General features: G+C 68.4%; 14 protein-coding genes and 1 pseudogene. 6 read left to right on the top strand and 9 right to left on the bottom strand.

Annotation, left to right across the window (positions count from 1 at the left end; all coding sequences use genetic code 11):
* Window positions 1–229 precede the first annotated feature (229 nt).
* Both ACFWF3_RS02325 and ACFWF3_RS02320 read left to right on the top strand, forming a co-directional pair.
* Window positions 230–1,585 carry a TerD family protein gene (locus ACFWF3_RS02325; protein ID WP_378989264.1) on the top strand — a complete coding sequence of 452 codons (1,356 nt, stop codon included), beginning with the start codon at window positions 230–232 and terminating at the stop codon, window positions 1,583–1,585.
* A 20-nt stretch (window positions 1,586–1,605) separates the two neighbouring features.
* Entirely contained in the window at window positions 1,606–3,159 is a 1,554-nt protein-coding gene (locus ACFWF3_RS02320; RefSeq protein ID WP_379312129.1) for a TerD family protein, read from the top strand.
* Window positions 3,160–3,182: 23 nt separating this feature from the next.
* Here ACFWF3_RS02320 and ACFWF3_RS02315 read toward each other — a convergent pair whose 3' ends face one another.
* The 3 genes and pseudogenes from ACFWF3_RS02315 to ACFWF3_RS02305 all read right to left on the bottom strand — a co-directional run bounded on the left by ACFWF3_RS02315 (window position 3,183) and on the right by ACFWF3_RS02305 (window position 8,483).
* Window positions 3,183–4,922 (bottom strand): glycosyltransferase family 87 protein, encoded by a 1,740-nt coding sequence (locus tag ACFWF3_RS02315; protein ID WP_379312128.1) that lies wholly within the window; start codon window positions 4,920–4,922, stop codon window positions 3,183–3,185.
* Window positions 4,923–4,943: 21 nt separating this feature from the next.
* Window positions 4,944–7,124, bottom strand: a pseudogene (locus ACFWF3_RS02310) (transglycosylase domain-containing protein).
* A 942-nt stretch (window positions 7,125–8,066) separates the two neighbouring features.
* Window positions 8,067–8,483 carry a DUF5318 domain-containing protein gene (locus ACFWF3_RS02305; RefSeq protein ID WP_170112103.1) on the bottom strand — a complete coding sequence of 139 codons (417 nt, stop codon included), beginning with the start codon at window positions 8,481–8,483 and terminating at the stop codon, window positions 8,067–8,069.
* 123 nt (window positions 8,484–8,606) lie between these two features.
* On the opposite strand from ACFWF3_RS02305, the gene ACFWF3_RS02300 reads away from it, so the two are divergent.
* The 4 genes from ACFWF3_RS02300 (at window position 8,607) to ACFWF3_RS02285 (ending at window position 12,258) form a co-directional block, all read left to right on the top strand.
* The gene (locus ACFWF3_RS02300; protein ID WP_379312127.1) at window positions 8,607–9,665 is read left to right on the top strand and encodes a DUF1707 domain-containing protein; all 1,059 of its coding nucleotides are present in this window, start codon (window positions 8,607–8,609) and stop codon (window positions 9,663–9,665) included.
* 8 nt (window positions 9,666–9,673) lie between these two features.
* The gene (locus tag ACFWF3_RS02295; protein ID WP_379312126.1) at window positions 9,674–10,450 is read left to right on the top strand and encodes a DUF1707 domain-containing protein; all 777 of its coding nucleotides are present in this window, start codon (window positions 9,674–9,676) and stop codon (window positions 10,448–10,450) included.
* Window positions 10,451–10,598: 148 nt separating this feature from the next.
* A complete protein-coding gene (locus ACFWF3_RS02290) occupies window positions 10,599–11,156 on the top strand; it encodes a PadR family transcriptional regulator (RefSeq protein WP_056823890.1) in 558 nt (185 codons plus the stop codon).
* On the top strand, window positions 11,149–12,258 hold the full coding sequence (locus ACFWF3_RS02285; RefSeq protein ID WP_378989260.1) for an inositol-3-phosphate synthase: 1,110 nt from the start codon (window positions 11,149–11,151) through the stop codon (window positions 12,256–12,258). Before ACFWF3_RS02290 ends, ACFWF3_RS02285 begins: the two co-directional genes overlap by 8 nt.
* A 59-nt stretch (window positions 12,259–12,317) precedes the next feature.
* Here ACFWF3_RS02285 and ACFWF3_RS02280 read toward each other — a convergent pair whose 3' ends face one another.
* The 6 genes from ACFWF3_RS02280 to ACFWF3_RS02255 all read right to left on the bottom strand — a co-directional run.
* Window positions 12,318–12,749, bottom strand: coding sequence for a GyrI-like domain-containing protein (locus ACFWF3_RS02280; protein WP_378989259.1), 432 nt, complete (start codon window positions 12,747–12,749; stop codon window positions 12,318–12,320).
* The gene (locus ACFWF3_RS02275; protein WP_358066940.1) at window positions 12,749–13,204 is read right to left on the bottom strand and encodes a GyrI-like domain-containing protein; all 456 of its coding nucleotides are present in this window, start codon (window positions 13,202–13,204) and stop codon (window positions 12,749–12,751) included. The genes ACFWF3_RS02280 and ACFWF3_RS02275 overlap by 1 nt, the downstream gene beginning before the upstream one ends.
* 177 nt (window positions 13,205–13,381) lie before the next feature.
* Window positions 13,382–15,655, bottom strand: coding sequence for a transglycosylase domain-containing protein (locus ACFWF3_RS02270; protein ID WP_378989258.1), 2,274 nt, complete (start codon window positions 15,653–15,655; stop codon window positions 13,382–13,384).
* 97 nt (window positions 15,656–15,752) lie between these two features.
* The gene (locus ACFWF3_RS02265) at window positions 15,753–16,640 is read right to left on the bottom strand and encodes a carbohydrate ABC transporter permease (protein WP_378989257.1); all 888 of its coding nucleotides are present in this window, start codon (window positions 16,638–16,640) and stop codon (window positions 15,753–15,755) included.
* Between the two features lie 11 nt (window positions 16,641–16,651).
* The gene (locus ACFWF3_RS02260; protein WP_379312125.1) at window positions 16,652–17,629 is read right to left on the bottom strand and encodes a carbohydrate ABC transporter permease; all 978 of its coding nucleotides are present in this window, start codon (window positions 17,627–17,629) and stop codon (window positions 16,652–16,654) included.
* A 45-nt stretch (window positions 17,630–17,674) separates the two neighbouring features.
* On the bottom strand, window positions 17,675–18,144 hold a 470-nt coding region (locus ACFWF3_RS02255; protein WP_379312124.1), incomplete at its 5' end, for an extracellular solute-binding protein.

Raw genomic sequence — 18,144 nt, 5'->3', positions numbered from 1 at the left:
CTGCGCCTCGATCACCTTCTTCGACTGTTCGAACAATTGCGCCATGACAGGTGTGTGCCCGTCCCCTCTGCGAAGGCGGTTCTACCGCCCGTTCCGACTGCGACGTCACCCTAACCGATCAGGGGAAAGTACGCCCGGGCCACAGAGCACGGACGCGTGCGGCCGGTTTCTCGTAGAGTGGCAAGCACTGCCGTGGAACACCCACCAAACGACAAGCGAAGGGTCTAACTTGTCTGCAACACTCGCCAAGGGCCAGAACGGCCCGTTGGCCGTCAGTGACGTGGTGATCTCGCTCCAGGTCACCGCACCGGCCGACCTGTCCGCGCTGCTCGTGACCGAGCAGGGCAAGGTCCGCACCGACGCTGATTTCGTCTTCTACAACCAGCCGAGTGGGCCGGGTGTCGATCTGCGGCCCGGGCCGACGGGTCAGCCTGCCTCACTTGCTGTTTCGCTGTCCGCGGTGCCCGCCGACATCGATCAGATCCGCGCGGTGATCACCCTCGACGACGCGACCAGCAATTTCGGCCGCTTCGCGCCGCCCACCGCGCTGGTCTCCGATGCTTCGGGAAACCAGCTGTTCAGCTACCAGATCGACGGCCTGAACGCCGAGTCGATCGTGATCGCGCTCGAGCTGTACCGCCGACAGGGCAGCTGGAAGGTGCGCGCGGTCGGCCAGGGTTACGCCGGTGGTTTCGCCGCGCTGGTCACCGATCACGGTGTGCAGGTGGATGATTCACCCGCCCAGGCCGCCCCGCAGCAGGCCGCGCCCCCGCCGCCTCCGCCGCAGCAGGCCCCGCCCGCCTACCCGCCGCAGTCCGCGCCCAGCTACCCGCAGCAGGCCGCGCCCGCCTACGCGCCGCCCGGCGGTGGCTACCCGCCGCCTCCCGGCCCGGCCCAGCAGCCGCCCGGTGGCGGCTACCCGCCGCCGCCCGGACAGGGTTACCCGCCGCCCGCGCAGGGTGCGCCGCAGCAGCCCGCAGGCGAGATCAGTTTGAGCAAGGATCGCCCGGTCAGCTTGCAGAAGGGGCAGCGGGTCACGCTGCGTAAGGAGGGCGGCGCCGCGCTGACCTTCGTGAAGATGGGCCTCGGCTGGGACCCGGTGCGCACGCGCGGGATGTTCGGCAACCGCACCGTCGACATCGACCTCGACGCCTCGGTCTGCCTGTTCGCCGACCAGAACCTCGTCGACGTGGCCTACTACGGCCAGCTGTCGTCGAAGGACGGGTCGGTGCGCCACCAGGGTGACAACCTCACCGGTGAGGGCGACGGCGACGACGAGATGATCCTCGTCGACCTCACCAGGATCCCGGCGCACATCACCACGCTGCTGTTCATCGTCACCTCGTACAAGGGTCACTCCTTCGAACAGGTGCAGAACGCCTTCAGCCGCCTGATCGACGGCGCCACCAACGGCGAGCTGGCCCGCTACACCCTCGCGGGCGGAATGCCGTTCACCGCGATGGCGATGGCGAAGGTGTACCGCGTCGGCGGCGACTGGAAGATGCAGGCGCTCGGCGAGGGCTTCAATGCCAAGCACCCCGGTGAAGCGGTGCCGCAGCTGGGCCGATTCCTCGGCGGTAATTGAACCAAGACAGGGCAGACACCGTGATTCACCTGAAGGCAGGGCAGAACACTGCGCTGACCGCTGATTCCGTGCGCTTCACCGCGCAGACCACCGGCGCCGTCGAACTCGGGGCGCTGGTGGTCGGCGAGGATCTGCGGGTTCGCGACGTGCACGATCACGTGTGCGCGTCGCGGCCCTCGGCCTCCGGCGTGAGCTTCGCGGGGGCGGCGGTGGAGCTGACGCTGTCGCAGATCAGGTCCGACGCGCATGCTGTGCTGCTGTTCGTCACGGGCGGGCACGCGCTCGGTACGGTGACGGCGTCGCTGCACGAAAACGGTAGTCCCGCCGCGGAATTCGTCATCTCGCCGACTGCTGGTGAGAGCGCGCTGATCTGCCTCGAGGTGTATCGGCGCGGTGGTGGCTGGAAGTCGCGGGCGCTCGGTCAGGGGTACGCCGGCGGCTCGGCTCAGCTGCTCACCGCGCACGGCGTGACCCCTCCCGAGCCCGCCCCCGCGCAGGCCTGGCAGGCGGCGCCGCTCGCGCCGCCGAGCGCTCCCACCGAGACGGTCGCGAGACCCGCTCCCACATCGGGCATTCCGCTCGAAGTCGAGCACGGTCTGCAACGCATGTGGATGATCTTCGAAGACGCCGCTCGCTCCGCCGCCGCCCTGGTCTCGGCTCGCGACTACGCGACCAAACGCCTGGATCAGGAACTCTCCGAAGCGGTGTCGAATCCGGCGACCCGCAACACCCCCGCCGCCGACGCGGCCCGCGCGCAAGCGCAACGTCGCCACGACGACCTGGTTGCCCTCGCCGACGCCGACCATCGCCGCGACAGTGACCAACTCGGCCTCGAGATCGCCGAAGCCGATGCCGCCATGCCCGCCGCGCTGGCCTCCTGGCTCGCTCCCGCGTGGACCACCCGCGCCGCCCGCAGCGACGGCATCCGGCTCGGCGAGCTGTACGCGCTCGACCGCGGTGGCCTGCGGGTGCCGTATTGCGTTCCGGTGCCGCTGAACCGGCCGCTGTGGGTCGACACCGAATCCACCGCCGCGGCCGCGCGCGTGATCGGCGCCCTGGTGGCCCGGCTCGTCGCCGCGATCCCCGACAAGCCGACCAAGGTCGACCTGATCGACCTCACCGGCGGCCTGCGCACCTTGGCCGTCCCGCTCGCCCCGCTGTTGGCGGGCCCGGTGATCGCCGATCACGGCGACATCTCCGCCCGCCTCGCCGAGCTCGCCCACGCGGCCGAGCTGGCCGACATCGCCTACAACAGCGGACAAGCCGTACCCCCGACCGAACACCGCATCCTCGTCGCCGCCGACTTCCCCCACGGTTACCAGGGCAGCGATGTGGTGCGCCTGGGCCAACTGATGGTCCGCGGCGACCTGATCGGCTTGTCCCTGGTCATCGTCGGCAGCGGCGGCGGCGAATTCGGCGACGGCCCGGTAGATCTCCTCGCCCAGTCGTGCAGGCACCTCCCGACGATGCCCGGCACTCCCTTGTTCGACCCCTGGACCGGCAACGCCTGGGAGCTAGACCTCGACATGCTCCCCGCCGAACCCGAACTCCAGGCCCGCTACCTGCGGATGTAGACCTGCACCTCCGCCCGCTCGGATCAGTTCAGCACCGATATCGGTCGGGCGCTGATCGTGGCCTGTTTCGGGCGCAGGAATTCCGGGAGCCAGGGGAGTAGGGGGTCGAGGGCTCGGTCGAGGACCCCGCCCGCCGGGTCGTCGACGAAGTCGCGGCGGACCACGTCGTTCTGGGGGCGCAGGATCTCGTAGACGATCAGCGCGCACAGGCCGAGGACTGCCAGGTCGCGCAGGACGACGGTGCCGGTGAACCACTGTTCGGGCAGGCCCTTGTTGTCCTCGCCGAGGTAGTAGTACATGCGCGGCACCCAGACGAGTGCATCGATGGTCATCCAGGCCAGCAGGATTCGTCGATGCGGCAGCGCGAGGACCGCCAGCGGCACCAGCCACAGCGAGTACTGCGGGCTCCACACCTTGTTCGTCAGCAGGAAGGCCGCGACGACGAGGAAGCACAGCTGAGTCAGCCGGGGACGCCGTGGCGCGGTGAGCGCCAGGTAGGCGATGCCCGCGCAGGCGGCGACGAAGGCGAGCAGCGAGACCGTGTTCAGGATGGTCGGGGGTACACCGTGTCCGATCGGCCCGTCGAAGCCGGTCCAGCCGGTGAACGAGGTGATCACGTTGTAGATCGAATCGGGGTCGGCGTGGCGAGTGGTGTTGAGCCGGAAGAATTCTCGCCAACCCTGCGGGTACAGCGCCGCGATCGGCAGATTCACGGCCGCCCAGGTGCCCACCGCGGCGATGACCGTGAGGGTTGCCGCGCCCAGTGGCCGCAATGCGAAAAGATGTGTCCTCGCGGGCGTTTCACGCAGCCAGGCGCGGGCGGAATCGAGACTGTCGACATCGCGCAACCGCAGCCCGGCCCGCGCGGCGGGCTGACGCTGCATCGGATCCACTCGCAGACACAGCACCACGATCGGCCCGAGTAGCAGCAGCGGATACAACTTCGCCGCCCCGCCCAGTCCGAGCAGGATGCCCGCGAGCACCGGCTTACGCCGCGCCCACGCCAACAGCCCGGTAGCCGCGAAAGCCGTTGCCAGCGCATCGAAATTCGTGAACATGTGCACGATCACCAACGGCGACACCGCGATCAGCGCGGCATCCCACACCCGTCGCCCGGCTAATCGCGACGACGCCCAGACCGTGATCAGCCAGCCGACCGAAAGGCCGAGTGCGACCACGTTGAAATACACCACCACCGACATCGCGCCGGGCAACGGCAGGTGATCCCAGACGTTGCCGATCTGCATCGCCGCGTACTGGTACAGGCCCGACAGCACCGGATACTCCATGTATCTGGTCTCGGTGCCGCCGTCGGGCGTCGATTCGGTCCAGGACTTCTTGTACGGGAACGCGCCCTCGTTGAGCCGTTCGGCACCGTAGAGCGGAACGGTGTCGGAGTAGCACATGGCCACGTACTGGCGGCCGTTGTTCCAGTCCAGCATCAGACCGTCGTCGCCATCGCTGGTCTGCTGGATGCAGCCGGCCTTCGCCGACCAGCCCAGCGCCAGGAAGATCACCGTGAAGGCGAACATCACCCGCAGCGGCGTCCAGAACCGCACCCGCCCGATCAGCGCGTGATCGCCGACCGGGCCGCCGACCACGGTGGACAGCTGTGCGGTCAGCGAGTCGTTGCGGCTCGGCCGGTCGCGGGCATCGATCGAGCGGAGGTCGGGCGCCAGCCGGGCGGGCGCCACGTACCCCGCCTCGCGGCCCGGCCGGGTACCACTCGACGCCGGCTGGTCCGCGAGTTGCTGATCGGTCACGACATCCGAGGCTACCGGTGGTTACCGGGATCGGGTCGGCGTGGTTCCCGCGCCGCTGCTCTCGTTGTCGTTGCCGTTGGCGCCATTACCCGGTCTGTTCGACCCGCCGTTGCCGTTTCCGGGGGTCGCGGGCGCGCCGTCCGGCCCCGCCGTCGGCTGGCCGGGCAGCGGGCCCGCACCGGTCTCTGGCGTGGACTGCGACTGCGGCACCGCGGGCTGCTGCTGCACCCCGGGCACCGGAATCCGGATGCCGGGCAGGATCTCGACCTGCGAGGGCACGATCACCGGCGGCACGATCGCGGGCACGGTGGTCGACGGCGCGGTGTAGGGCGCCGACCATTCCGGCACACCGGCCTGGCCCTTGATCGGGGCGGGTTTGGGGAACGACTCGTTCGACGTGCCCGACAGCGCGCCGTCCATCGTCGCCTTCCAGATGTCGGAAGGCAGACCGGAACCGTAGATGCTGCCGCCGCCGTAGTTCTTGAGCGCGTCGCCCTGCTCGGTACCGACCCACACCGCGGTCGACAGCGACGGGGTGTAGCCGACCATCCAGGCGTCCCGGTTGTTGCCGGTGTCGCCGAGCTGGTGGGTACCGGTCTTGGCGGCGGATTCGCGGCCGCCGGCCAGGTTGTGGTTGCGCGAGTAGGCCGCGATCGGCTTCATCGCCGCGGTGACGTTGTCGGCCACGGCCGCGCTGATCCGCTGCTCACCGGCGGGCTCACCACGATCGAGCAGCACCTCACCCTTGGCGGTGACGACCTTCTGCACGAAATGCGGTGCGTGGTAGACGCCCGAGGCCGCGAAGGTGGCGTACGCCGAGGCCATGTCGAGCGGGCGCGACTGGTACTGGCCGAGCACGATGCCGTTGTTGGGGCCGACGCCGCCGGGCTCGGTCAGCGTGGCGCCGACGCCGGGCAGCTCCGTCGCGATACCGAGCTTGTGGCCCATATCGGCGATCTTCTGCGGACCGTTCTGCATGTCCAGCTGCATGCGGTAGAAGCTGGTGTTCAGCGAACGCTTGAGCGCCTCGGCGATGGTGCACATGCCACAGCCCTCACCCTCGACGTTGCCGATCTTGATGCCGTTGACGGTGATCGGCGAGCTGTCGTAGAGCTGCGAAAGCGGGACGCCCTGTTCGAGATTCGCGGCCAGACCGATCGCCTTGAACGAGGAGCCCGTCGGCAGACCGGCATTGGCGAAGTCGTAGCCCTGCCCGTCGCTGCCGCCGTAGTAGGCGCGCACCGCACCGGTGCGCGGGTCTACGGAGACCACCGCGGTGCGCAGGTTCTCCGGCTCACCGTCGAGCTTGCCCTGCGCGGCCTTGATCGCGGCGTCCTGCGCCTTCTGATCGATCGTGGTGGTGATCTGCAAGCCCTCGGTGTTCAGCTGCTGCTCGCTGATGCCCGCGGTCGAGAGCTCCTGGAGCACCTGGTTCTTCACCAGACCGTTCGGACCCTCGTCGTTGTTCTTGTCGCCGAGCGAAGCCAGCGACACCACCTGTGGGTACTGCATCCCCTGACGTTCCGTCGCGGGCAGGTTGTTCTCCGCGACCATGCCGTCGAGCACGTAGCTCCAGCGGGTCTTGGCGCCCTCGGGGTTCTTCTCCGGATCCAGCATCGAGGGCAGCTGGATGGTCGCGGCCAGGACAGCGCCCTAGGCCACGGTCAGCTCCTGCACCGGCTTGCCGAAGTAGGCCTTGGACGCGGCGTCGATGCCGTACGCGCCACGACCGAAGTAGATGGTGTTCAGGTAGGCGGCGAGGATGTCTTCCTTGCTCCACTGCCGCGCCATCTTGGCCGAGATCACCAGCTCGTGCATCTTGCGCGTCATCGACCGCTCGTCACCGACCAGCGCGTTCTTCACGTACTGCTGGGTGATCGTGGAACCACCACCGGCGCTTTCCTTGCCGAGGACGTTGTCGCGGGCGGCGCGGGCGAAGCCCGAGACCGAGAAGCCGGGGTTGGTGTAGAAGTCGCGGTCCTCGGCGGCGATCACGGCATTGCGCACGTGCGGCGGGATCTGATCGATCGAGACCTCGGTGCGGTTGCCCTGCGGCGGGACCACCTTGCTGATCTCGGTGGAGCCGTCGCTGGCGAAGATCGTCGCCACCTGGTTGGTCTCGAGATCGCCCGGCTTGGGCACCGACACCGCCGTGTAGGCGACCAGGAACACCGCGCTCGGCACGACGATGGCCAGGGCCATCAGGACATAGAGTGTCCGGCGCACGATCCGCCACGGCGATTTCTTCACCGCACCATCACTACCGGAGCCGTCGTCGCCCCCGCCACCGTCGCGGCGGTTGCGCGGACCGGTCGGCGGCGGGGTGCCGCCCACGCCGGCGGCGCGACGTTCACCGGTGGTGGGACCACCCGGCGTGGTGGCGCGACGTTCACCGGTGGTGGGCCCACCGGGGCGCCGGCCAGCGCCGGCCCGTGTGGCCGCGGCGGCACCGCCCGCGCGAGCCGTCCTGGCTACGTCGTCGTTCGCGCCGCGCACGGTCCGCCCCGGCTGATTCGCCCGCACGGTCGACTCGTCGGGGCTGCCGGGACGCGGCAACTTCTGTGTGGCGCCCGCCGCGGGCGGCGCGGCCCGACCCGGCTGCGGGGGCCTACCCTGCGGCGGCCTGCCCTGACCGGGCACACCCTGCGGAGGCGGTCCGCCCTGCGGACCACCGGGACGCTGGGGCGGCTGACCCGGCCGACGCGGCGGCATCCCACCGGGCGGCGGCCCCTGCTGACGATTCGGCGGCGGTCCCTGCGGACCGCGTCCACCAGGCACCGGGCCGCCACCCTGCGGGCGCCCGCCCTGCGCGGGAGCACCGGGCGCACCCTGCGGGCGCGGACCGGTGGGCGGCATCGGCCGACGCGGCGGGGGACCACCGGGCCGATCACCCGACTGCGGGGGGAGACCTGATTGCGCACCCCGAGCCGGACGGCCGCCGCGCGGATCATCGCCGTGGGGGGAGGACTCGTAGGGCGAACTCACTGACCAGATCTCCATAACTTGTAAGGTTCGGGCACACGACATCCGCGCCGGAGTACCGGCGCGGAGAGGGTGCACCCCGAACAGTGGCGCATCACGCGGTGGCCACCATCACTTGTTCGGGCCGCCCGTCACTGCGCAGCCGTGTCGCTCCACACGCCATCATTCGGCAGCAGAGCGCCGGGCTCGCGAACTCGTCCGTCGCCGGGCGGGGGCGGGCGCCGTGCCGAGCACGTACGACTGCACCAGGTGGTTCCAGCTGCACGAGCGACAGACCTCGACGACATGCACCGAGAATTCTTCGTTCGACTCGGCCATCCGAATCAGTTCCTCGGGCGTCCGCGCCGACCCGGCCGCTTGGCCGAGCCCATCGCCGAACACCCACGAAACCAACGTCAGCTGCTCTTTCCGGCAGATCGGGCAGGTCGCCTCACTACCCCGGCCGTGAAACTTCGCGGCCCGGAGCAGATACGGGTTCGCGTCGCACACCTCGGCGACGCCGACCCGCCCCGCGTAGACATCGGCCAGCAGCGACCGGCGCCGGAGCGCATAGTCCACCACCTGCCGCTGAATTCGCACGATCACCAGAGTAGCGGGGTTCGGATACGCGTGCCCACGGCATCGTTTGATCCGATCTCCCGGACTAAACTCCCGATACCGGGGTTCATCCGGGTGTTTTCGCAGGTGAGGTGACCCACGGCCATGGCTGAATCCGGGCAGCGACGGGCAGCCGTCGATTCGGTGCTGCGCGCACGTGACATCGATCGCGCACAGGCGTCGACCGTGCTTGACGCGGCCTACGCCGAGGGGCAACTCGGCGCACAGGAGTACCACGACCGCGTCGCGTCAGCGAGCACCGCCCGCACCGTCGGTAACCTCGCCCGCCTCACCGTCGACCTGCAATCACCTGCGGTTTTCAGCGAGAATCCACCCTCCCGGCGCCCGCGTCGTCGGGCTCGCGCCGAGTACCCGGCCCACACGAGAGCCCGATCGAGCGACCGCACCGCGACGATCGAAGCGCTCGACACCGCCCGCGCCGACGGCCAACTCGACGCCGACGAACACGCCGCACTGGCCGAATTGGCCACAGAAGCACGAACATTGGGTGATTTGTCCACTTTGGTGGCAGAACTCCACCAGCGCCCCGACGCGCCGACCAAGCCCCGCGTCCGACGCGACCCCAGGCGACTCGTCGTCATCGCCCTCGCGTCGGTCGCCGCTGTCGCCGCCTTCGTCGTCACGGTGCGAGACCGGGCCGAGCCCCCGCCGGTAACCCACTACAACTCCGCCGCCCCGCTGGTCCTGGCAACCCCGTCCCCGACCACCATCGCCGGATTCCTGCACATCCGCGACGGCCTCGACGCGAAGTTCGGCAACGCCGTCGTCGACGCGATCACCTGCCACCCCGAGTACGCCAGGCTCACGCGCGAGGCCACCGGCCAGGGGTCTTTCTCGGCCGACTACACCTATTACGGCGGCTTCCAGCGCTCTACCGGCGCGATGCCCGTCCGCGCACGCGCCACTGTCTCGATCGACCTGGCCACCGTGAACACCGACGCCCTGGCCGCGACACTGGCCGATGCGGCCACCACCCTGTCCGTCCCGGACGGCAAGGTCCAGCATTTCTCGATCGCCGCCGACACCACCACGAAGCGGCCGGTCATCACCATCCACGTGGGCAACGAACACTCCCAATCCGGCTTCCTGACGACGACCCTGTCGGGTGAGTTGATCCGCGCCCACCCCTACGAAGAGAAGTAGTCGCGCCGATGTCGAAGAAACCCGACCAGCTGCGCGCCCGCGACGCCGACCGCGCCGACGTGTGCGCTGTGATCGACGCGGCCTCGGCCGACGGCCAGCTCACCGCCGACGAACACGCCGCCCGCTCCGCACAGGCGATGCGTGCCGAAACCTTCGCCTCTCTCGATCGGCTGATCGATGACCTCCAGCTCACCGACGAGTTCGCCGCCGCTACGCCGACGCGCGGCGCCGACCGCACCCCACGACGCTGGTGGATTCCGGTGCTCGCGATCCTGACCGCAGGTGTCGTCGGCGCGGTCGCCGGTCTGATCGGCCGTGCCGCTGCCGACGAAGCGCTGCCCGACCTCACCACGGCCGACGGCCTCGCCTATTTCCTCGCCGAATATCGCGCGGAGTTCGGTGCCACCACCCTCGACGAGGCCACGGTCTATCCCGGGTACGTCTCGTTCGAGCGGGTAGGGGCGTCGGGCAAGCAGGACAGCTACGTCTACCGGGGCGATTTCGATTCCAGCGGTACCCCGGCCGCCCGCCCGGCAGGCACCCCCGCGTTCGATCTCGCGGCGATCGACCTGGCCCGCTTCGCCCCGCTCGTCGCGGGCGCGCCGCAGACGACCGAGGTGCCCCGCGGTCGCGTCGCCTACCTCGGTATCGGGTTCGCGCCGGGCGCGGAGGCGGATGCCGAGCCCCTGATCACCGTCTATGTCAGGAACGACGACGACGAGTCCGGCCGTCTCGAACTCGCCTTCGATGGCGAGCCGCGCGCGATCCGTCCGCTGACCCCCTGATTCCTGTCTCCGCGCTGACCTGCGTCGATGACGCATGCGTCACATTCGACTGTGCGTAGATGTATCGCTCCGATATAGTTGGAAGTCGCATCCACGGTTAGGTCTGTTCGGCCTTTCAGGTCGACATAGTCAGGGAGTGAGGTCGGCAGTGCTCGAATTGGCGATTCTCGGCCTGCTCCTCGACGCGCCCATGCACGGTTACGAGCTGCGCAAGCGGTTGACGGGCCTGCTCGGAGCGTTCCGGGCCTTCTCCTACGGTTCGCTCTACCCGACGCTGCGCAGAATGCAGGCCGACGGGTTGATCGCCGAGGAGCTTCCGGACGGCGCGCTCGCGCGCCGTGCGCGCCGCGTCTACCGGCTCACGCCGGTCGGCCGGGAACGGTTCTCCGAACTCCTTGCCGACACCGGTCCGCAGAACTACACCGATGACGGCTTCGGCGTTCACCTTGCCTTCTTCAGCCGCACTCCCGCCGAGGCGAGAATGCGGATTCTGGAGGGCAGACGTCGTCAGGTCGAGGAGCGCCGAGAGGGTCTGCGGGAAGCGATCAAGAAGGCCAGCGGGTCACTGGATCGCTACACCAAGCAGCTCCACCAGCTCGGATTGGAATCAAGCGAGCGCGAAGTGCGCTGGCTCAACGAGTTGATTGCGGCGGAGCAATCGACGAAGGCGGCACCACAGAAAGAGGGAAAGAGCGGCCATGAGTGATGTCAACAAGGTTGGATCCGGCGAAGTTCGCGTCGCGATCGTCGGTGTGGGCAACTGCGCATCGTCGCTGGTGCAGGGCGTGCAGTACTACAAGGATGCCGACGAGAACCAGGTCGTTCCCGGCCTCATGCACGTCAAGTTCGGTAGCTACCACGTCCGTGACGTGAAGTTCGTGGCCGCGTTCGATGTCGACGCCAAGAAGGTCGGCTTCGACCTGGCCGAGGCCATCTTCGCCAGCGAGAACAACACCATCAAGATCTCCGACGTGCCGCCGACCGACGTGACGGTCCTGCGTGGCCCGACCCTCGACGGCATCGGCAAGTACTACGCGCAGACCATCGAGCAGTCCGAGGCGCCCGCGGTCGACGTGGTCAAGGCGCTCAAAGACGCCGAGGTCGACGTGTTGGTCTCGTACCTGCCCGTCGGTTCCGAAGAGGCCGACAAGTTCTACGCGCAGTGCGCGATCGACGCGAACGTCGCCTTCGTCAACGCGCTGCCGGTCTTCATCGCCTCCGACCCGGTCTGGGCGCAGAAGTTCGTCGACGCCGGTGTCCCGATCGTCGGTGACGACATCAAGTCGCAGGTCGGCGCGACCATCACCCACCGCGTGATGGCGAAGCTGTTCGAAGACCGCGGCGTGGTGCTCGATCGCACCTACCAGCTCAATGTCGGCGGCAACATGGACTTCAAGAACATGCTCGAGCGTGAGCGCCTGGAGTCGAAGAAGGTCTCCAAGACCCAGGCCGTCACCTCGAACCTCACCGGGGCGCTCGCGGGCAAGGTCCACGACCGCAACGTCCACATCGGTCCCTCGGACTACGTGGAGTGGCTCGACGACCGCAAGTGGGCCTACGTGCGCCTCGAGGGTCGTGCGTTCGGCGATGCTCCGCTGAACCTGGAGTACAAGCTCGAGGTGTGGGACTCGCCGAACTCGGCGGGCATCATCATCGACGCTGTCCGCGCGGCGAAGATCGCCAAGGACCGCGGCATCGGCGGACCCGTCATCCCGGCCTCGGCCTACCTGATGAAGTCCCCGCCGGTGCAGATCGCCGACGATGTGGCGCGCACTCAGCTCGAGGCGTTCATCATCGGTGCCGATTAATCACTGAACGAAAAGAGCCGGTGCGCACGAACTCTCGTGCACACCGGCTCTTGTCGTCTTCAGTCCAGGGAGACGTACACCTCGACCGAGGTCGGACCGGTGTAGCGCTCCAGCTCGGCCGTGTGCGAGCGGGTGATGGTGCCGGCGTTCTCGGCCTTGATCACCTGCGCCCACGCGGTGCGCAGCAGATCGTAGGGCTTGTCCGCGACCACGAACTTGGCGTAGCGACCCGCGGGAATGCGGGTGAGCACGTCGCCTTCGTCGATGTCGTCCAAGCCGCCGACCTCGTAGCCGAGCACGGCCACCGCATGATCGTTCTGACCGATATAGGCGGCCGCGCGAGGCACCGTCTTCTCCCGCGACAGGTACCGATCCCAGGTGAAGTTCACCAGGTCGAGATCGCGCGCGGTCACTTCACGCCCGGCCAACGGCACGGTGAGACCCGCGATCAAACCGTCGGCGAGGGTGACGATTTCGAAATCCACGGCCATCAGCTGTCCTTCTCCTCGGTCAGCGACACGAAGATCTCGACCGTGCGTTCGTCGGGATACTGCTCGCAATCGCCGGTATAGGCACGCACGAATTCACCTGCGGCCTCCGCGTCCCACACCTGGCGCCAGAGCCCGACGATGGTGTCGCCGAGGTTGTCGCCGCTGGCCACGAATCGCGCGTAGCGGCCGGCCGGAATCCGGCCGAGCACGTCGCCTACCTCCAGGTCGGCGAGAGTCTTGCACTCGTAGCCGACGATGTGGGTGAGGTAGGAATTGATCTCCGGCGCGAAATCGACATACCCCGTCGCGACCGGCCCCGGTAACGTTCTCGCCCGCAGGTTCGCCCACGCCTCGACCACTTTGGCGCGGCGCGGCCCCTCGACGGCGAGCGCCGGACTGCGAAGCACCGTGCCCGCGATCAGCGTCTCGGGACGGTCAACGACATTGAAATCCACCTGCGTAGCCCCTATGTCTAGTGTCGTCGCATGTCGGTACCGACCGCACATCCTCCCGTATCGGTCCGACAGGTTCCGCGCCGGGATCATTCGACCCCTGGTCGGGCGGTTCGCGCTCTGGGCAACGATGTTGCCATGTCCTCAGGGTAGTCGGGTCCGGCTGCGCCAACTCGTGATCTATCGCGGCCCTTCGCCGCCGAGTCCGGGGAACAGCTCACCGGGGACGACGGGCGTCGGTGCGGGCGGGATGATGATCAGCGGCGGCGGCGCGGGGCGCGGTGAGTTCGTCGGCGGACCGAAGATGTCGAAGCCGCCGCCCGGTGTCGGCGCCGGTCCGGTGCCCGGCGATGGCACCAGCGGCGGGCTCGGCACCGGCTGCACTTCGAACTGTTCGACCGGCGTTCCGGCCAGCGCGGCGTCCATCGACTGCTTCCAGATGTCGGCGGGCAGCCCTGAACCCCAGACGGCCCCACCGCGACCGGTGCGCAGCGGCTGGGGGTGCTCGGTGCCCACCCACACCGCGGTGGACAGTGAGGGCGTGTACCCCACCATCCACGCGTCCTTGTTGTCCTTGGTCTCGCCGAGCTGGGTGGTTCCGGTCTTGCTCGCCGACTGTCTGCCGTCGGCGAGGCCGTGGCCGTTGGAGTAGTTGGCGATCGGCAGCATCGCGGCGGTGGTGGCATCGGCGATCGCCGGGGTGATCCGCTGTTCGGGCTCCGAATGTCGCTTGCCTGTCGCGGTTTCCCAGCTGCGGTCGAGCAGCACCCGCCCGTCCCCGGTGCTCACCTTCTGCACGAAGTACGGCTGGTGATAGACCCCCGAGGCAGCCAGCGTCGCGTACGCCGACGCCATGTCGATGGGTCGCACCAGGTACTGGCCGAGCACGATCCCGTTGAGCGGGTAACCGTCCGGCTCCGACAGGCTCATGCCCTCGACGCCGGGAATGTACTCGGGGATGCCGGCCAGGTGCGCGGCCTCGGCGATCGAGCGCGGGCCGTCGGCCATCGTCATGGTGAGCCGGTAGAAGCTGGTGTTCAGTGAGCGTTTGAGCGCCTCGGCGAGCGAGCAGCGTCCGCACGAGTCACCCTCGACGTTGGTGATCTCGGTACCGCGGTCGGTGATGGGCGAGCTGTCCATCGCCCGCGTCACCGGGATGCCTTGCCGCTGGGCGGCGACGAGCGCGAAAACCTTGAACGCGGAACCGGTTTGGAGCGGCGCCTGCGCGAAATCGAATCCGGTCCCGTCCTCGCCGCCGTAGTAGGCCCGCACGGCCCCGCTGCGCGGATCGATCGACACCACGGCCGAGCGCAGCTCCGGTGGTTGCCACGACAGCCGCTCACGCACCGAATCGACCGCGCCTGCCTGGGCCGCGGCGTCGATGGTGGTGGTGATCTGCAGTGCGCCCGTGTTGATGTCGGCGTCGTCGAGGCCCGCGGCCCGCAGTTCGCGCAGCACCTGGGTGCGGATATGGCCTTCCGGTCCGAGCGCGGCCGACTCCGCGGGCACGTCGTCGAGCGGGATGATCGGCGGGAACACCGTCGCGTCCCGGTCGCCGGGCGCGAGCGCTTTCATCTCGACCATCCCGTCGAGCACGTACTGCCAGCGCGCCCGCAGCTGATCGAGATGGTTCTCCGGGTCCAGCACCGAGGGCGAGCGGATCACCGCCGCCAAGACGGCCCCCTCCGCGAGCGTCAGGTCCGGCACCGGCTTGTCGAAATAGGCCTTCGCCGCGGACGCGATCCCGTACGCCCCGCGCCCGAAGTAGATGGTGTTGAGGTAGGCGGACAGGATCTCGTCCTTGCTCCACTGCCGCGCCATCTTGGCCGCGATGATCAACTCCCGCATCTTGCGGGTGACGGTGCGCTCGGAGCTCAGGAAGGCGTTCTTCACGTACTGCTGGGTGATCGTCGAGCCGCCGCCCGCGTTGTCCTGACCCGTCACATTGTCGCGAGCGGCGCGCAGGAAGCCGCTCGTCGAGTAACCGGCGTTCGTATAGAAGGTGCGGTCTTCGGCCGCCAGCACGGCGTCCCGCACCGGGAACGGCACATCGGTGAGCGGGATGGGGATCCGATTGCCCTGTGGCGGAATGAATTTGGTCAGCACGGTGGTGCCGTCGGCGGCGAGGACGGTCGCGGGCTGTTCGACCGCGACCTCCGCCGGTTCGGGGATCTCCGAACTCCAGTACACCGCGACGAACAGCAGCGCGGGCACACACACGAAGATCACGAAGAGCGCGAGCAGCAACCGCCGGATGCGCTGACCCCTGGTGCGTGGCTTGCGTTCCGGGGGCGGGTCGCCGGACCCGTCGGTGGCGGCCAGTCGTGCGGCCTGTGCCCGTCGCGCCGCGCCCTTGGCCGGCTTCTGCTCTTTCGCCAGCGGATCGCGGAACCCGGCAATCGAGGTATACGGAACGTCCCCATCGGAACGCCCGCGCCCGCGCTGGGAGGCCACACCATCTCCTTTCGGAGCGAGCAGAAGAACTCACCTGCACCGACGTCGATATCGGTGCAGGCGACTCTACCCGGCGTGGGCGGCAGAACCCGGCAGGTCAGCTCTTGACGCCGCCCGCGGTGAGACCGGAGATGATGCGACGCTGGAAAATCAGCACCATGATCACCAGCGGCACGGTGACGATCACGCCCGCCGCCATGATGGCCGCATACGGCTGCACCAGCGGGTCGTTGCCCGAGAAGCTCGCGATGGCGACCGTCACCGGCTTGGTGTCGTCGCCCGAGAGCAACCGGGCCAGCAGGTACTCGTTGATCGAGGCGATGAACGCCAGGATCGCGGTGGTGAACACCGCGGGGGCGGCCAGCGGCAGCATGATCAACCGGAAGGCCTGGAACTTGCTCGCGCCGTCGATGCGCGCGGCCTCTTCGAGCTCCCACGGCAGTTCGGCGAAGAACGAGGCCAGGATGTAGACCGTCATCGGCAGCACGAAGGAGATGTTCGGGATGATCATCGCCTGGTACTGGCCGATCCAGCCGATATCGGTGAACAGCTGAAACAGCGGCGTCACCAGCACGACGGCCGGGAACATCGACGCCGACAGGATCAGTCCCGAGACCAGGTACTTGCCCGCGAAGGCCATCCGGGCCAGCGCGTAAGCTGCGAGCACGCCGAGGATCAGCGCCACGGCGGTGGTCGCCGATCCGATGATCACACTGTTGAGCAGTGCCTTGCCGAAGTTGTTGCCGCGGCTGGTGTCGAAGGCGTTGCGGAAGTTCTCCAGCGTCACGTGGGTGGGCCACGGGGTGCTGTCGAAGGTGTGGGCCGGGTCGCGGAACGCCACCACGGCCATCCAGTAGAACGGGCCGAGGCCCCACACCAGCACGATGGCGACACCGAGATAGAGCCGCACCGTGCCGATCCGCTTGCGCCACGACACCGGCTGCACCGGCAGCGTCTTCGATTCCGCGACAGGTTCTTTCGTCATCGACATGCTCATCAGTTCGCCTTCCGCTGGTCTTCTTGCGTGCGAACAGCGTTGGCGCCCAGCACCTTCACCAGGATGAACGCGATCGCGAAGACGAGCAGGAAGGTGATCACCGACAGTGCCGCGGCGCTGTTGGGCCCTTGGCGCACCTGCTCGACCACCAGGATCGACAGCGTGTTCGTCGCCGGGTTGCCCAGCGTCATGATCGCGGGCAGGTCGTAGATGCGCAGCGTGTCCATGGTGCGGAACAGGACCGCGACCAGCAGCGCGGGCTTGAGCAACGGCAGCGTGATGTGGACGAACCGCTGCCAGGCAGTCGCGCCGTCGACTTTGGCCGCCTCGTACACGTCGGCCGGAATCACTTGCAGCCCAGCCAGAATCAGCAGGGCCATGAACGGCGTCGTCTTCCACACATCGGCCGCGACCACCGCGAACCGCGACGCCCACATGTCCGAGGTCCACAGGATGTGCGTGCCGAGCACCCGGTTCACCACGCCGTCGTACTGGAACATGAACTCCCACAGTCGCGCTGTGACCGCGGTGGGAATCGCCCACGGGATCAGCACGGCGGCGCGCAACAGCGCCCGGCCGCGGAAGGTCTTGCCCATCACCATGGCCATGCCGAGCCCGAGCAGGGCCTCGATCGACACCATCACCACGGTGAAGAACAAGGTGATTCCGACCGCCGACCAGAACTGCGAGCCGAGCGTGCCGGTGGGGCACGACACCGTGCCGCTCAGCGACCCACACTGCTGCAGCAGCCAGTGGGTGTAGTTGCTGAATCCGGCGCTGCCGCCCTCGACGAACATCCCGGTGGCCGGGTCGATGCCGGAGTCCTTCGAGAAGGACATCCAGATCGCCTCGACCACCGGATATCCGATGACCACGGCCAGCGCGACAAGCACGGGCGCGACGAACAGCCACGCCTTGCCGGATTGTCGCAGTTGCAGCGCTAGCCCGCGCTGCTTGGCTCCCGAAGGATCCGACACCGTTACTACTCTCCTACGGTCTGGTCGGGTCCGCTGCGCGTACCGCTACGAACCGGCGGTCTCGATGCCCTTTTGCATGCCGGCGACCGCGTCGTCGACGGACTTCGTGCCGTTGAGGGCAGCATAGGCGTTGTCCTGGATGGCCTTCGACACCGCGGGATAGAACGGGGTCACCGGACGCGGCACGGCGCTGGCGATGGATTCCTTCAGCGTGGGCAGGTACGGCATCTTCGCGATCAGGGCCGGGTCGTCGTAGAGCGAGGAGCGCACCGAGGGCAGCGAGCCCGAGGCGATGATCTGCTGCGCCTCTTCGCTGATCAGGTAGCGAACGAAGTCGGCGGCGGTGGCCTTGTTCTTGGAGAACGCGCTGATCGCGGCGTTGTAGCCGCCGAGGGTGGAGGCGCCGACGCCGGTGTTGCCCGGCAGCGGGGCGACGCCGAACTTGTCCTTCACCGCGGAGCCCTCGGCGGAGGCCTGGGCGAAGAGGTAGGGCCAGTTGCGCAGGAACAGCAGCT

This window comes from Nocardia sp. NPDC060220 (assembly GCF_042727815.1).
Classification (GTDB): domain Bacteria; phylum Actinomycetota; class Actinomycetes; order Mycobacteriales; family Mycobacteriaceae; genus Nocardia.
The sequence above is the reverse complement of the archived record's forward strand: the minus strand, read 5'-3'. Positions and strand labels throughout refer to the sequence as shown.

Coding starts and splice junctions, on each gene's coding strand:
- ACFWF3_RS02280 (WP_378989259.1), bottom strand. CDS start 12,749: ATGGCCGTGGATTTCGAAATCGTCACCCTCGCCGACGGTTTGATCGCG.
- ACFWF3_RS02295 (WP_379312126.1), top strand. CDS start 9,674: ATGTCGAAGAAACCCGACCAGCTGCGCGCCCGCGACGCCGACCGCGCC.
- ACFWF3_RS02285 (WP_378989260.1), top strand. CDS start 11,149: ATGAGTGATGTCAACAAGGTTGGATCCGGCGAAGTTCGCGTCGCGATC.
- ACFWF3_RS02300 (WP_379312127.1), top strand. CDS start 8,607: ATGGCTGAATCCGGGCAGCGACGGGCAGCCGTCGATTCGGTGCTGCGC.
- ACFWF3_RS02265 (WP_378989257.1), bottom strand. CDS start 16,640: ATGACGAAAGAACCTGTCGCGGAATCGAAGACGCTGCCGGTGCAGCCG.